Origin of the sequence: Rahnella bruchi (assembly GCF_003614975.1) — a bacterium.
GTDB classification, from domain to species: Bacteria; Pseudomonadota; Gammaproteobacteria; order Enterobacterales; family Enterobacteriaceae; genus Rahnella; species Rahnella bruchi.
The window spans coordinates 54,896-68,376 of sequence record NZ_QZWI01000018.1 but is presented as its reverse complement, the minus strand read 5'-3'; the positions used below and the strand labels follow the sequence as shown (position 1 = coordinate 68,376).

Annotated in this window: 16 protein-coding genes and 2 pseudogenes; 10 read left to right on the top strand and 8 right to left on the bottom strand. The window is 49.9% G+C overall.

The features are described 5' to 3' along the window. Positions 1-35: 35 nt before the first annotated feature. Positions 36-1,274 (top strand): L-fucose:H+ symporter permease, encoded by a 1,239-nt coding sequence (gene fucP / locus D5398_RS22045; protein ID WP_120509535.1) that lies wholly within the window; start codon positions 36-38, stop codon positions 1,272-1,274. A 61-nt stretch (positions 1,275-1,335) separates the two neighbouring features. Here the strand turns inward: fucP and D5398_RS22040 are convergent, their stop codons facing one another. Together D5398_RS22040 and D5398_RS22035 are read right to left on the bottom strand one after the other, a co-directional pair. After that, complete coding sequence (locus D5398_RS22040) at positions 1,336-2,046, bottom strand: ArsR/SmtB family transcription factor (protein WP_120509534.1); 711 nt, start codon at positions 2,044-2,046, stop codon at positions 1,336-1,338. Then, a pseudogene (locus tag D5398_RS22035) lies at positions 2,043-2,153 on the bottom strand (amino acid-binding protein); the annotation flags it as partial. The pseudogene D5398_RS22035 and the gene D5398_RS22040, both read right to left, overlap by 4 nt. 258 nt (positions 2,154-2,411) lie before the next feature. Between D5398_RS22035 and D5398_RS25540 the strand changes: the two are divergent. Then, positions 2,412-3,479 carry a DUF8093 domain-containing protein gene (locus D5398_RS25540; RefSeq protein WP_208646047.1) on the top strand — a complete coding sequence of 356 codons (1,068 nt, stop codon included), beginning with the start codon at positions 2,412-2,414 and terminating at the stop codon, positions 3,477-3,479. Then, complete coding sequence (locus D5398_RS22025) at positions 3,476-3,697, top strand: hypothetical protein (RefSeq protein ID WP_120509533.1); 222 nt, start codon at positions 3,476-3,478, stop codon at positions 3,695-3,697. The genes D5398_RS25540 and D5398_RS22025 overlap by 4 nt, the downstream gene beginning before the upstream one ends. A gap of 46 nt (positions 3,698-3,743) precedes the next feature. Here the strand turns inward: D5398_RS22025 and D5398_RS25690 are convergent. The 5 genes and pseudogenes from D5398_RS25690 to D5398_RS22000 form a co-directional block, all read right to left on the bottom strand. Next, positions 3,744-3,839 (bottom strand): annotated as a pseudogene (locus D5398_RS25690) (replication A protein); the annotation flags it as partial. A 13-nt stretch (positions 3,840-3,852) separates the two neighbouring features. Next, positions 3,853-4,026, bottom strand: a complete 174-nt coding sequence (locus D5398_RS22015; protein ID WP_415838491.1) for a hypothetical protein — start codon at positions 4,024-4,026, stop codon at positions 3,853-3,855. After that, complete coding sequence (locus D5398_RS22010) at positions 4,023-4,415, bottom strand: amino acid-binding protein (protein WP_120509532.1); 393 nt, start codon at positions 4,413-4,415, stop codon at positions 4,023-4,025. Before D5398_RS22010 ends, D5398_RS22015 begins: the two co-directional genes overlap by 4 nt. Next, positions 4,408-4,755 carry an antibiotic biosynthesis monooxygenase family protein gene (locus tag D5398_RS22005; protein ID WP_120509531.1) on the bottom strand — a complete coding sequence of 116 codons (348 nt, stop codon included), beginning with the start codon at positions 4,753-4,755 and terminating at the stop codon, positions 4,408-4,410. The genes D5398_RS22010 and D5398_RS22005 overlap by 8 nt, the downstream gene beginning before the upstream one ends. Positions 4,756-4,935: 180 nt before the next feature. Further along, on the bottom strand, positions 4,936-5,922 hold the full coding sequence (locus D5398_RS22000) for an aldo/keto reductase (protein WP_120509530.1): 987 nt from the start codon (positions 5,920-5,922) through the stop codon (positions 4,936-4,938). A gap of 337 nt (positions 5,923-6,259) precedes the next feature. Here D5398_RS22000 and D5398_RS21995 point away from each other — a divergent pair, with 337 nt between their 5' ends. Both D5398_RS21995 and D5398_RS21990 read left to right on the top strand, forming a co-directional pair. Next, positions 6,260-7,243, top strand: a complete 984-nt coding sequence (locus D5398_RS21995; RefSeq protein ID WP_120509529.1) for a DUF1852 domain-containing protein — start codon at positions 6,260-6,262, stop codon at positions 7,241-7,243. Positions 7,244-7,273: 30 nt separating this feature from the next. Continuing rightward, on the top strand, positions 7,274-8,305 hold the full coding sequence (locus tag D5398_RS21990; RefSeq protein ID WP_113876461.1) for a methionine synthase: 1,032 nt from the start codon (positions 7,274-7,276) through the stop codon (positions 8,303-8,305). Positions 8,306-8,415: 110 nt separating this feature from the next. Here D5398_RS21990 and D5398_RS21985 read toward each other — a convergent pair whose 3' ends face one another. Next, entirely contained in the window at positions 8,416-9,348 is a 933-nt protein-coding gene (locus D5398_RS21985; protein ID WP_119824139.1) for a sugar-binding transcriptional regulator, read from the bottom strand. Between the two features lie 233 nt (positions 9,349-9,581). On the opposite strand from D5398_RS21985, the gene D5398_RS21980 reads away from it, so the two are divergent. The 5 genes from D5398_RS21980 (at position 9,582) to D5398_RS21960 (ending at position 13,462) form a co-directional block, all read left to right on the top strand. Continuing rightward, on the top strand, positions 9,582-10,517 hold the full coding sequence (locus tag D5398_RS21980) for a tagatose-bisphosphate aldolase (RefSeq protein WP_119824137.1): 936 nt from the start codon (positions 9,582-9,584) through the stop codon (positions 10,515-10,517). Next, the gene (locus D5398_RS21975) at positions 10,510-11,106 is read left to right on the top strand and encodes a P-loop nucleotide/nucleoside kinase family protein (protein WP_120509528.1); all 597 of its coding nucleotides are present in this window, start codon (positions 10,510-10,512) and stop codon (positions 11,104-11,106) included. The genes D5398_RS21980 and D5398_RS21975 overlap by 8 nt, the downstream gene beginning before the upstream one ends. Positions 11,107-11,312: 206 nt before the next feature. Then, positions 11,313-11,756 carry a PTS sugar transporter subunit IIA gene (locus D5398_RS21970; RefSeq protein WP_113876465.1) on the top strand — a complete coding sequence of 148 codons (444 nt, stop codon included), beginning with the start codon at positions 11,313-11,315 and terminating at the stop codon, positions 11,754-11,756. Between the two features lie 65 nt (positions 11,757-11,821). Then, a complete protein-coding gene (locus D5398_RS21965) occupies positions 11,822-12,124 on the top strand; it encodes a PTS sugar transporter subunit IIB (RefSeq protein ID WP_113876466.1) in 303 nt (100 codons plus the stop codon). A gap of 72 nt (positions 12,125-12,196) precedes the next feature. Beyond that, complete coding sequence (locus tag D5398_RS21960; protein ID WP_113876467.1) at positions 12,197-13,462, top strand: PTS sugar transporter subunit IIC; 1,266 nt, start codon at positions 12,197-12,199, stop codon at positions 13,460-13,462. The last annotated feature ends 19 nt before the right edge of the window (positions 13,463-13,481 follow it).

Genomic DNA, 13,481 nt, shown 5'->3' with positions numbered 1-13,481 from the left:
CCCTACATGCGTTACCAGATACTGAGGAATACACTATGCTCGCCGATAAAACTGCCGCGCCTGCTTATGCGCAGCGCAAAACGACGTCCGGTTTCCGACTGGCGTTCATCCTGGTCACCACGCTGTTTTTCCTGTGGGGTTTATCCTACGGGCTGCTGGATGTCCTGAATAAGCATTTCCAGGAAGTGTTACACGTCAACAAGGCCCAGTCCGGCCTGTTACAGGCCGCGTATTTCGGGGCGTATTTCATCATCGCCCTGCCCGCGGGTTTCTTCATGGACCGATTCGGCTATAAAGCCGGGATCCTGGTCGGATTATGCCTGTATGCGCTGGGCGCGCTGCTGTTCGTCCCCGCCGCCTCCGCAGGCAGTTTCGGCATGTTCCTGTTCGCGCTGTTCGTGATTGCCCTGGGTCTGGGTTGCCTCGAAACTGCCGCGAACCCGTTCGCCACCGTACTGGGTGATCCTGCCGGTGCGGAACGCCGCCTGAACCTTTCTCAGTCATTCAACGGCTTAGGTCAGTTTATCGGCCCGATCATCGGCGGTTCGCTGTTCTTCTCCGCCACGCAGGGCACCACGGCGGATGGCCTGTCCTCGGTCAAAACCACTTACGTCGCCATTGCCGTATTAGTTTTGCTGATCGCCTTCCTGTTCGGGCGCACCAAACTGCCGGACATCCGCGAACAAAGCACGTCTGAAGACCACGGCATCGCTAAAAGTTTGTGGCAGCACGGCCATTTCACCGGCGGCGTGATCGCACAATTTTTCTATGTGGCGGCACAGGTTGGCGTCGGCGCGTTCTTCATTAACTACACCACCGAACACTGGCACACGCTGTCGAATCAGAACGCCTCATACCTGTTGTCAGTCGGCATGATCAGCTTCATGGTCGGGCGTTTCTTCAGCACCTGGCTGATGGGATTTGTGCGCCCTGCCACGCTGCTGGTGGTGTATGCCATCATCAATATTGTGCTGTGCGGTGTGGTCGTTGCGGGGATTGATAACGTCTCGGTGATTGCGCTTGTGGCGATATTCTTCTTCATGTCGATCATGTTCCCGACCATTTTTGCGATGGGCGTGAAGAACATGGGTAAACAAACCAAACGCGCCAGCTCAGTGATGATCATGGCGATTGTTGGCGGCGCGGTGATGCCGTATCTGATGGGTGCGATTGCTGACCACTACAACACGGCGGTGTCCTACGCGCTGCCGATGGTGTGCTTCGCGGTAGTACTGATTTATGCCGTGAAACAGCGGGCGAAAGCCGTAATTTAAGCCAATTTTAGCAGGTCACAACAGGCCATCCTTAACATCCAGACGGGTGTTAAGGATGAGATCAACTCAAATTCAAACTGAACAGGCGACTCAGCGCAATTCTGCCGCTGTCCGTGACACTCACTTCGCGATAGCCCGGCGTGCGGGTGATCCACTCTTTTTGCAGCAACAGCGTCATCAATGCTTGTCCCGCATCCCCGCCCAGATGGAATCGTCTTTCACTCCAGTCCAGACACCCACAGCAAGGTTTACGGCGCGAACGCGGATCAAGCACTGCGCCAATACGTTGAAAATGGGCTTTTCCTTCGGGTGTCAGCGCATTGCCATCAGACTCAATCCATTTTTCATTCAGCATGAAATCATAGATTTTTACCGCCAGTTCTCCGGCCAGATGGTCATAACAGGTACGTGCGTAACGCAGAACGACCGGCGTCCGTGACACAAACGCCGCGTGATTATGCATGGAAACGCCCATCAGGTTTTCCAGCAATCCGGCGATATGATGCCCGGCCAGACTGTAATACCGGTGGCGTCCCTGCGTCAGGCAAATTACCAGCCCGTTGCTGAGCAGCCGCGTAAGATGCCCGCTGGTCGTCGAAGCCGCAATGCATGCCACCGCGCTGAGTTCGGTCGCCGTCCACGCGCGTCCGTCCATCAGCGCGCACAGAATACTGACCCTGGAAGGGTCAGATATCGCAGAAGCCACCAGTGACATGGATTTCTCAAGAGAATCATCCGGCTCACTGTCGTATTCGGTTTTAAGAAAATTCATTCAGATTGTACTGCCCATTGATGGGTGACTTCTGCTGCACGGATGTCGTCATCGGTCAGCAGAATAAGCCGGTTATCGTGGTCACTGTACTGTACCAGAATGTTAATGAGCTGGTTTCTTTTGCAGGAGCGCATTCAGGAGATAAACGAGTGGGTTGGAGAAGAGGTGGTGCGGTTTACTGATTATGCGCTTTAAGCATTGTTGATGCTGAATAAATCGCCATATTTTTGGCGGTTTTGATGCATGCATTTACTTCACTAACTAAATGTTATTTAGGCATATAAATACAATAATTTCGGTTAAGTCAAAAAAGTAATATGATGAAAATCTGATCAACCAAAACTGCAAGGATTAGCAGGTGCATCATGTTTACACTCTACAAAGGCCGTGAAATTGAATGGGAACTCCGCCCAGAGGACTTCGCCTTTATCTGCTCACCCGAGCACGCTTTAGAACAATCTAAAACTCACTATGATCTGGATGAGCGAAATTACCGCAGCAGATTCAGTCCCTTTAGTGTTCCTGAGCGCCTTTACTCACGACAGCCCACATGGCGACGCGCACAGGCCGGGTATGTGGATCCCATTTACGACTCAATAAAAGAGCATCTTCAGTTAGGCTGGCTGATTGGTGTGGATACCACTGAGCAATGGAATTGGGTCGAAAACCCATTTTACGTTGATGAAAATGGTGACCTGATTTGTGACAGAACCTACCTGTACCACGAATGGTTTATTCGACAGGCTATGGATGCTTATGAATTCGCCGTAGCTGAAAGACAAGGTGTAAAAGCCCTTCCAACTCAGAAATATGATTACGGGGGTTGGGGTTCAGCACCTGTTCAACACGCCCAGTCAACTAAGACAATCAATAGTAAAGCTGCCGGGCGGTTATTAGCTGCTGGCGGAGTTTACAATGGCAACATTGCAGATTATGCCAAAACTGCGCAACAGCTCGGCGGTGAAGCTCCGGCAGGTTATGATCAGATGCTGAATGAGACAACCGCAGGTTCGGCTATTGCTATTGTCTCTGCGGCAGCGGGATTAGGTCTTGGTCGAATGGGTGCCGCGGGTGAGATTAGTCAGTTAGAGAAATTGACGCAGCCGCAGAACATTAATGGCTTTACACTCGAGCAGTTATCCGATGGTGCAAAACTATTAGATAAGGGAGATTTAACTCAAGCAGGACGTGCCCTGCAAAAACATGGGGGACGTAGTGGAAGTGCATTTCCACCCGTTAAGGGAAATACTGCCGCAATAAATGAACAGGGGCAAAGTATCGTTGATGGCATTTTAAACGACGAAAGCAAAAAAGTCCTATTCAGCAACACTGGTCGGTTTGGTCAAGTAACTGATATTATTGCAACAGACGGTCGGGGTCTGAGGTATGACCCCCAAGGGAAGTTAATAGGATTTCTGGAGCCACCAAAATGAGTAAATTAACCGCACAACTGGCCAGTTTGCCAGACAGAGAAAACGTTGTTTATGAAATCTACTCTGATTCCGATCAGGTGGCTGAAGTGTCCAACGAGCCTGATAATGGCATCCGAATTGAAATTTTCCCATGTCCCCATACAGGGAAAATTTGGAATTTTGATTTCAATGAATTCTATACACTCATAGAACAAGCAAAGCAGAACATTGACGCTTAGGATATAGGTCATTGATTTTATGAAACTAAATATGGGCAGGATCACTTACTGTTTGCTCATCACGTGGGACATTCGCCCCACCCTGCGCAGAAATATATGCGGCTAAATCACCACCGTCTGCCGCTGCTCTTGCAGCTTCGACAAGGGGCAACTCGCTAGCGATGCCTGCCACCGCGCTGAGTTCGGTCGCCGTCCACGCCGCGTCCGTCCCTCAGCGCACACAGAATACTGACCCTGGAAGGGTCAGATATTGCAGAAGCCACCAGTGACATGGATTTCTCAAGAGAATCATCCGGCTCACTGTCGTATTCGGTTTTAAGAAAATTCATTCAGAAGGTACTGCCCATTGATGGGTGACTTCTGCCGCACGGATGTCGTCATCGGTGAGCAGAATAAGTCGGTTATCGTGGTCACTGTACTGTACCAGAATGTTAATGCCATTGAGGGCGAGTGTCTGGGCGATTTCACCGAGTTCGCCCGGCTGTTTCTGGGGTAATTTCCTGATCAGCGGACGGGACACATTTCTGACCTCAAACCCGGCATCTGTCAGAACCTGACAAGCTTTCTCGCCTTCTTCAATCAGGAAATGCGCGTGCCCGACTTCCGGTGTCGTAAATACACCGCCGCCCTCCAGACCCACTCCGTTGATACCCAGAACACGTCCCAGTGTGGCCAGCGAACCCGGAGTGTTGTCGAGGATCACGTGAATGTCATACATGCTGATGCGCTCCTTTACCGGAAGGCTGATTCGGAGATTTGTCGGAAGAATAGTCACGAAATACGCGGACAACACGAATCCTGTAGTATGAAAAAATCGACTGTTTCCCCTCTTTCTGCGCGGCTAGATGCATCACATTCTGTTTCCATCCGGCTACCGACTCTTCATCTTCCCACCACGACAAAGAAAGAATTTTTCCGGATGTGCTCAGGCTCTCGAATCGCTCAATCGAAATAAATCCCAGCGTGTCCGACAATAAAGGTTTCAGTTCAGCCGCCAGCTCAAGGTAACGCTCGCGGGCTTCGGGTACTGCGTTTGCCTCAAAAAGTACTGCGATCATCTTTGTTCTCCCTCATGAATTTCACGCAGCTTAATACCGGTAAAAAGAGGACGCTTCGGTCAGCGCCGAAGTATGCGGGTTGAGGGGAAAACAGTGGGAATGAGGTCTTTGGGAGGTTGGCGGAGGAGGAGTTAGTGGAAGTCATCAAAAAAGCCTTCCCGTCAGGAAGGCCTGATTTTCTTACCAGCGCTGATGTACCCACGGGGCGATTTTGCTCTGATAAATATTTTTTAGCGCAGACATCGTTTCATCAGAAAGGGCAGCGACATCGCTTGCCTGCGCATTGGTTTCTGACTGCGCTTTATTTTTAGAACCGGGGATGATGACGGAGACATTTTCATTCATCAGGATCCAGCGCAGGGCAAATTTAGCCATCGTCATATCACCGGGCAACAGACGACGGATATCTTCCACCGCATCAAGCGCAACATCGAAAGGCACGCCTGCAAACGTCTCTCCTTTATCGAACTGTTCCCCATTACGGTTAAACGCGCGATGGTCATCGGCCGAGAACGCGGTATCTGCTGTCATTTTTCCTGTCAGCAGGCCGGAAGCCAGCGGCACGCGGGCAATGATGCCGACATCCCGACGTTTCGCCTCGCGCATTAAAAGCTCAGCTGGCCGCTGTCTGAAAATGTTGTAAATCAGCTGAATGGAAGACACATTCGGAAATTCGAGCGCTTTCAGCCCCTCTTCCACTTTTTCAACAGAAACCCCGTAGCTGCGAATTTTAGCGTTTTTGATCATGTCATCCATCACGGCGAAAACTTCAGGGGTGTAATAGATTTCGGTTGGCGGACAATGCAGCTGCACCAGGTCAAGCGTATCCATTTGCAAATTTTCGCGGGAGCGATCGACATATTCATTGAGGTTTTTATCGGTGTAACCCGCCGCCACATGCGGGGAAAGACGACGACCCAGTTTAGTTGCGACGAATGGACGCTCGCCTCCACGTTCTTTTAACACATCAGCAATGATCTTTTCTGAACGTCCGTCGCCGTAAACATCTGCGGTGTCGATAAACGTCATTCCTGCGTCCAGCGCCGCATTCAACGCGCCTTTCGCATCTTCCATGCTGACTTCACCCCAGGTACCGCCGATAGCCCAGGCACCAAAACCGATTTCAGAAACGCTCTGGCCCGTTTTGCCAAGAATTCTGTTCTTCATGAAATACTCCTTGTGACGTTGCATCAAAAGTTACGCCCCGCACAGCAGCTGCGTATTAAAACGATGATAGAGGGGTTAACGTTTACCATAGTGGTGGAAGACAGGCCATCCGCAAAAATAACGGGTTGTCAGGGCTGCCTGACTGAGTCACCAGAAACAGAACAGTGAAAAATTCATTGCCCCTCCCCCAACATGAACTTTGTTCATGTTCAGTGAATTTATATCACTTTTTTTCACTCAGTGACTCAGGCATAAAAGAGTCATCGCGATTCACTCTTAAAATATAAAGACTACTGAAATAACGTAGATTTTTCAGCAGCCGGGGCACCTGACTAAAATGAATAATAAATTTAACTTTACTCTTAAGAGCATTCGTTTCGACGAAAATTATAACCCTTCGGAAAATACGCGTATTACGACAAACTTCGCTAATCTGGCAAGGGGTGAGAAACGTCAGGAAAACCTGCATAACACTCTGGTGATGATCGACAATCGTTTCAATTCTCTGGCGCACTGGGACAACCCAAAGGGTGATCGTTACTCTGTCGAACTGGACATTATTACCGCGCAGTTAAATATTAATATAGAGGGTAGGTCCGACGCCTTCCCGGTGATTGAAATATTAAAAACCAATATTGTTGATAAAATAACCAACGAACGTTTTGAAGGCATTTTAGGCAATAACTTTTCCTCTTATGTTCGTGATTATGACTTCAGCGTGGTACTGCCTGAGCATAATAAGAACAAGTCCGGATTCAGTCTGCCGGAAAATTTTGGCGTCTTACACGGTGATATCTTTAAACGCTTCGTTAATTCAGCGACTTACAAAGAGTACTTTAAGAAATCACCGGTTATCTGCCTGAGCGTCTCCAGTAAAAACACTTATTACCGTACCGGAAATCAACATCCTGTATTAGGCATCGAATATCAGCAGGATGCACCTTCCCTGACTGATGAATATTTCTCCAAAATGGGATTGCGCGCCCGCTACTTCATGCCTGAACACAGCGTTGCGCCTTTGGCGTTTTATTTCAGCGGCGATTTACTCAGCGATTACACAGATCTTGAGTTGATTGGCACGATCAGCACGATGGAGACTTTCCAGAAGATTTATCGCCCTGAAATTTATAATGCAAATTCCGTGGCAGGAAAAGAATATCAACCTAGCCTGAATTTCCAGGATTACTCATTAACCCGGATTGTTTATGACCGGGAAGAACGTAGCCAGCTGGCTGTTGAGCAGGGTAAATTTACTGAAGAGCAATTTATTAAACCTTACCAGGCTGTTCTCAAACAATGGTCCGCTGAACCCGTTCTCTGATTTACCAAAAAAAATATAAGGTCACCTGTGATGAAAAAATTATTACCGACATCGACTGCGGGCAGCTTACCGAAGCCGTCCTGGATTGCGCAGCCAGAGACACTCTGGTCACCCTGGAAACTGGAAGGTCAGGAATTAGTTGACGGCAAACTCGACGCACTGCGTTTATGTCTGGAAGATCAGCAACAGGCCGGTATTGATATCGTCAGCGATGGCGAGCAAACGCGTCAGCATTTTGTCACCACATTTATCGAGCATCTCGAAGGCGTTGATTTCGAGAAGCGTGAGATCGTTAAGATCCGCAACCGCTATGAAGCAAGTGTGCCAACCGTTGTCGGGCCGGTGAGTCGTAAGAAGTCCGTTTTTGTCGAAGATGCGAAGTTTTTACGTAAGCAAACCACGCAGCCGATCAAATGGGCCCTTCCGGGACCGATGACCATGATCGACACACTGTATGACAATCACTATAAAAGTCGCGAAAAACTCGCCTGGGAATTCGCTAAAATTCTCAACGAAGAAGCCAAAGAGTTAGAGGCGGCGGGCGTCGATATCATCCAGTTTGATGAGCCAGCCTTTAATGTGTTCTTCGATGAAGTGAACGACTGGGGTATCGCCACCTTAGAAAGAGCCATTGAAGGGCTGAAATGCGAAACGGCTGTCCACATCTGCTACGGCTACGGCATCAAAGCCAACACCGACTGGAAGAAAACGCTGGGCACGGAGTGGAGACAATACGAAGAGATCTTCCCGAAACTGCAAAAATCTAATATCGATATTATCTCGCTGGAATGCCATCACTCACATGTTCCGATGGAACTGATGGAGCTGATCCGCGGTAAAAAAGTGATGGTCGGCGCTATCGACGTGGCCACCAATACCATTGAAACACCGGAAGAAGTTGCCGCAACGCTGCGTAAAGCACTCCAATTTGTCGATGCGGACAAACTCTATCCGTGCACCAACTGCGGCATGATCCCTCTGCCACGCGGCGTTGCACGCGGTAAGCTGGATGCATTAAGCGCCGGTGCAGAAATCGTGCGTAAAGAACTGCTGGCGAAATAACCTGGGCAGATAGCACAAAGCTGAAGAGAAAATAGTCTGAGTTGAGCGATCAAAACGGTCGCCAACTCATTAGCACGCTATCGCTCCCCTCCGTTTAACTTTCTTTAAATTCAGGCCACCGGCAATTTGTCCAGAATCGCCTGGGCGGTATTCACATCTGTGACCAGCGAATTGATCATGCCTGAGCGCACTGCGCCAATAATCCCCGCGGCTTTTTCGGGGGTGGCGGCCACACCAATGGTTAGCGGCGTTTTGCGCAGCTGTTCTGCCGAGGCGGCAATCATTCTTTCTTCCCCTTCCCAATGCAGTAAATCGCCAGATTCGGTGAAGTAATGACGCAGCACATCCCCCGCTGCATCACTCAGCGCCTGCTCACCCGGTGTTGCCGTGGTGGATTCACTCGGTTTAGGGGTATGCGTCAGGCCTACACCGACAATCGCCGCATCGAGCCGATCCCAGAGTGAAATAATTTCCTGCACACTCGGGTCTGCGAGAAACGCATCACGCAATTCCGCCGATGAAAGATAAGGGGCGTGCAGAAAATACGGCGTGCCTTCCATCTGTTCTGCCGCACGGCGCACGAACTCGGTTATCTGGAAATGCGGGGCCGATTGTTGCATACCCCCGTTGAGCGCGACGGTCATAATGCCCGGCAGACGCGGCATACCCGCCAGCGTCACTTCCCGCACGGCCCTTCCCCAGCCGATACCGAGCACTGATCCAGCACCTAAACCGGCTTCCTGTAACAAAGAAGCCAGCGGTGTCGCCAACGCGCCCAGCACGTTGCCCGGTGGCGCATCCACCACATACGCGTGTCTGAGTCCGAGGCGTTTCATCAGGTCAGTTGTCATGTCTTCCGGCGACGATAAACCCACCACTTCGATGCGCACAATCCCTGCCGCACGGGCTTTATTCAGCAACCGGGAAATGGTTGCCGTCGACACATCCAGCTTGCGTGCAATCTCCACCTGAGACATATCAGACTCGTAATGCAGCTTCGCCACCAGATGCATCATGGCACGCGTTGCTGCAATATCTTGCAAAATTGGCTCTTTCAGCTTGAAATTCCTTTCAGTAATGAATTACACTCAAATCGTCGATTGAGGGATTATTGCGCAACACCTGTAAAAATGCAATGTGCCGGTTCGGGCTTCAACCCTTGTAAAACGGCGTGTTACGCGATTTTCCGCCCCTTTTCGTCAGGGGGCAAAGACAGAACGTCCAGTGTAATCGAGATTTTTTCATCTGTAATAAATTTCACGCAAAGGAGAGTTCCATGTCAAAAATGTCTACTTCAGAATTACGCAGTTATCAGCAGATTTGCGGCAAGAACGGTGCGATGCTGGTGATCGCCTGTGACCAGCGTGGCGCCATGCGCAGCCTGCTCGCCAGCGACCCGCAGCAACAATCTGCCATTTCAGAACATGAACTCGGGCTTATCAAAGCCGACATCACCCAATATCTCGCCAGTAAAGCCTCCTGTGTGCTGGTCGATCCGGTTTGCGCCGTCCCGCAACTGGTGGATAACGGGATTATTGCCCGCGACACCGCGCTGCTCATTGGCCTTGATGCTTCTGGCTGGGATAATTCGCCGGAAGGTTATCGTCTGTCACGCCTTGTCGCTAACGTAGATGCACGCCGCGTACGTGAACTGGGGGCGACCGGTGGTAAAATCATGGTCTATCTGCGCTCCGATCAGGAAGCCGCTAACCGACATAACATTGATATTCTGCGTCAGTGTATTGAGGACTTCGCCCGCGAAGACCTGCTGCTGGTGGTGGAGTTTTTGACCTATAAACTCGACAACGAAACCGAGGAAGAATATAAAGAAAAAGTCCCGTCACTGATTTATGGCGGCACGAAGATTTGCCTGGAATGCGGCGCGAAAGTGCTAAAACTGCCTTATCCGGGCTCCAAACAAGCCTGTGCTGACATCACCAAACTTGCAGGGGTCGTGCCCTGGGCGGTGCTTTCAGCGGGCGTTGACCATTCCACTTTCCTCAAACAAGTCGCAGATGCCATGAGTGAGGGCGCGTCAGGCGTTATCGCAGGCCGTTCATTGTGGAAAGACTGCATTTCGCTGGATCGCAACGCAACGAAATCCCGTCTGGAATCGCTGGCGGTACCGCGTCTGAACGAGTTGCAGGCTGTCATTCAACAGTATTTCCATGCACCGGCACATAACCAAACACAACAGGTGGAACATGTCTGATAACAGAAGCGCCTCACGAAATGGCTTTACCAGCAAACGCGTTATCCTGGTGAACGGGATCCCGGCGTCAGGTAAAAGCCGGCTCGCTGTTGAGCTTTCTGCACACAGCGGCTGGCTGCAACTGTCGCTTGATGGCATTAAAAATCCTTTTCTTCAGCGATTAGAGAACGTTGACCGCCCTTTTAACCGCGTACTTGGGCTGGCAAGCTATCAGGTTATCTGGGACATCATCGACGGCGCACCACAGGGCAGCACTTTTATTGTCGATGCGTGGTTTGGTTTTCAGCCCCAGGAAGTCTTGCAGGATTATCTGCAACGGGCGGGCGTCACGCAGGTCGTGGAAATCTGGTGCCAGATTGATGCTGAACTGGCTGCCAGACGTTTTGCCTCACGACTGGGCGAACGTTTACCGGGACATGTCGGGGCAGAATATATTCCCGAATTAAAAATTCTCGCAGGAAATGCACGGCCAATAACATCAGGACCAGTTTATTCTGTTGATCAGAATGTTATTGGACAAAACAAGCCTGTAAATATTGTTGATATTCATCAGTGGATAATCAATTCATTCGACACACAAATTCAATGAAAGCTGACCAGAGGAAATATTCGTTTACCGAAAAAGTAAGTTAATTCTGATATCAGGACGTTGTTAAACCTCTGCTATCATTCATTCTTTCAGGTCGCCTGAAATTATTATCTTTCATTGATGGCTAACAGGACTGGATAGATCACAGTTTTTATTTTAATTAAATATCATACTGAGAAAATACCCTACTCTTATGAAGAGGCATTATGTTAAGCGACTGGATTAATGAAAATAACACGCAAATCATCAGTAAAATAGAAGACTGGAAAAGTGCAGTGGCATTCGCCGTGCAACCGTTAATTGATTCGGGCGCAGCGGAAAACCGTTATCTTCAGGCTATATATGATATGCACCGGGAAATCGGGCCTTATTATGTTTTGGGCGAAGGTATTGCGATGCCACACGCCCGGCCAGAAGAGGGGGTTAACCATACGGCACTGTCCCTGGTGATTGTTTCAGAAGGCGTTGAGTTTGGCAGTGAAGATAACGATCCGGTTTACGTCATCTTCGCGCTGGCCGCTGTGGACAGCCATTCGCACATAGAAATGATTGCCAGCCTTTCCCATCTGTTCTGTGATGACGAGGCGGCAGAGCGGTTAAAACGCAGTAAAAACAGACAGGAAGCATTAGATATCATCCGGCAGTTTTAAACGTGAAGTGAAAAGAGATAAACATAACCCTTTATGAACACCTACAAAGAACGTAAGGAAAAATGATGAAAAAGCTATCAATCCTGGCGGTATGCGGTGCGGGTCTGGGCAGCAGTTTTGCCTGTGAAATGAGTATCGAAGCAGCGTTAAAAGATTTGGGTGTGGAAGCCGATTTATCACATTGTGATATTTCCAGTGCCACGTCATCGAGAGCCGACATTATTATGACCGGCGAAAACTTCAGATCGCAATTCCAGCATTACACAATCAACGCCAACATTATTTATCTGAAGCGTCTGGTTGATAAAAATGAAATAAAGACCAAGCTGACTCCTATCCTTCAGGAAATGGGACATCTGGCCATTTAATAAATTATTATTTAAAGTAAAAACACTTATAAATCGACAGAACAATTACCGTGAACTCTACAGGGGACGCTTATGTCTTTCCTTCACTTTATTGTCAATGATGTATTAGGCCAGGCATCAATATTAATATCACTGATCGCCATGATTGGCCTGATCGCATTAAAGAAAAGCACCGGGCAAGTTATTACCGGTACATTAAAAACGCTTCTGGGTTTTTTGGTTCTGCTTTCGGGTGCCAGCATAATTGTTAATACCCTGACCTTTCTGGGTGAAATATTCCAGAAAGGATTTCATATGCGCGGGATTGTTACCGACGTCGGTTCTATTGCCGGTATCGCACAGCAAACTCTCGGGCGTGAAACGGCATTAATTATGGTACTGGCGTTTATCGTCAATATCCTGATTGCCCGCCTGACCCGTTTCAAATATATCTTCCTCACCGGACAGGCGTCGCTGTGGATGGCCACGGTCTGTTCCGTCATCGGCTACATGGGCGGTCTGCGCGGTACCGAGCTTATCCTGACCGGCGGGATTATTGCCGGTGTAATGGCCGTCGGGATGCCGGTGCTGGCTCAGCCGATTGTGCGCAAAATTACCGGCTCCGATGACATTGCCCTCGGCCATTTCTGCACTATCGGCTATATCGTGCAGGCCGGTGTGGCGAAACTTACCGGCGATGTCAGTAAAAGCACCGAAGACTTCGAGCTGCCGCAATCCTTCTCTTTCCTGCAAGACACCTATCTGTCGATGATGGTGGTGATGATCCCGATTTACCTGATCCCGGCAATTGCAGCAGGCCCGGAAGTCATCGCGCCTTATGCCAACAGCGTTAACTATCTGGTCTATTCGTTCCTGCAATCCATTCAGTTTGTGGTCGGCGTTTACGTGCTGCTGTCAGGTGTCCGCCTGCTGCTGGCTGAAATCGTCCCGGCTTTCCGCGGTATCGCCCTGCGTATTGTGCCGAACGCCATTCCTGCGCTCGACTGTCCGGTGCTTTTCCCCTATGCCCCGAACGCGGTCATTATCGGCTTTATCTCGACCACCATCGGTTCGGTGATCGGCATGTTCTTGTTCCCGAGCCTCGGACTGGCGATGATCCTACCGGGCATGCTGACCAACTTCTTCGCGGGCGGCACGGCGGGCATCTTCGGTAACGCCGTCGGCGGGCGTCGCGGCGCGATTATCGGCGGGATTTTCCACGGCCTGTTTATCACTCTGCTGCCGGCGTTGCTGCTGCCACTGTTGGGTAAGTTTGGCTTCTCGAACGTAACATTCAGTGACTCTGATGTCATCAGCGTCGGGCTGGTATTTGGTCATATCCTTAACTTCTTCCATTAAGTGAGCCGGAGGTCATGAT

Bases quoted from the DNA above. Each gene is read 5' to 3' on its own strand.
- D5398_RS22040 (WP_120509534.1), bottom strand. From the start codon at position 2,046: ATGAATTTTCTTAAAACCGAATACGACAGTGAGCCGGATGATTCTCTT.
- D5398_RS21990 (WP_113876461.1), top strand. From the start codon at position 7,274: ATGAAAAAATTATTACCGACATCGACTGCGGGCAGCTTACCGAAGCCG.
- D5398_RS22005 (WP_120509531.1), bottom strand. From the start codon at position 4,755: ATGATCGCAGTACTTTTTGAGGCAAACGCAGTACCCGAAGCCCGCGAG.
- D5398_RS22000 (WP_120509530.1), bottom strand. From the start codon at position 5,922: ATGAAGAACAGAATTCTTGGCAAAACGGGCCAGAGCGTTTCTGAAATC.
- D5398_RS22015 (WP_415838491.1), bottom strand. From the start codon at position 4,026: ATGAATTTTCTTAAAACCGAATACGACAGTGAGCCGGATGATTCTCTT.
- D5398_RS21960 (WP_113876467.1), top strand. From the start codon at position 12,197: ATGTCTTTCCTTCACTTTATTGTCAATGATGTATTAGGCCAGGCATCA.
- D5398_RS21970 (WP_113876465.1), top strand. From the start codon at position 11,313: ATGTTAAGCGACTGGATTAATGAAAATAACACGCAAATCATCAGTAAA.
- D5398_RS21965 (WP_113876466.1), top strand. From the start codon at position 11,822: ATGAAAAAGCTATCAATCCTGGCGGTATGCGGTGCGGGTCTGGGCAGC.
- D5398_RS21980 (WP_119824137.1), top strand. From the start codon at position 9,582: ATGTCAAAAATGTCTACTTCAGAATTACGCAGTTATCAGCAGATTTGC.
- fucP (WP_120509535.1), top strand. From the start codon at position 36: ATGCTCGCCGATAAAACTGCCGCGCCTGCTTATGCGCAGCGCAAAACG.
- D5398_RS21975 (WP_120509528.1), top strand. From the start codon at position 10,510: ATGTCTGATAACAGAAGCGCCTCACGAAATGGCTTTACCAGCAAACGC.
- D5398_RS22025 (WP_120509533.1), top strand. From the start codon at position 3,476: ATGAGTAAATTAACCGCACAACTGGCCAGTTTGCCAGACAGAGAAAAC.
- D5398_RS22010 (WP_120509532.1), bottom strand. From the start codon at position 4,415: ATGTATGACATTCACGTGATCCTCGACAACACTCCGGGTTCGCTGGCC.
- D5398_RS21995 (WP_120509529.1), top strand. From the start codon at position 6,260: ATGAATAATAAATTTAACTTTACTCTTAAGAGCATTCGTTTCGACGAA.
- D5398_RS25540 (WP_208646047.1), top strand. From the start codon at position 2,412: ATGTTTACACTCTACAAAGGCCGTGAAATTGAATGGGAACTCCGCCCA.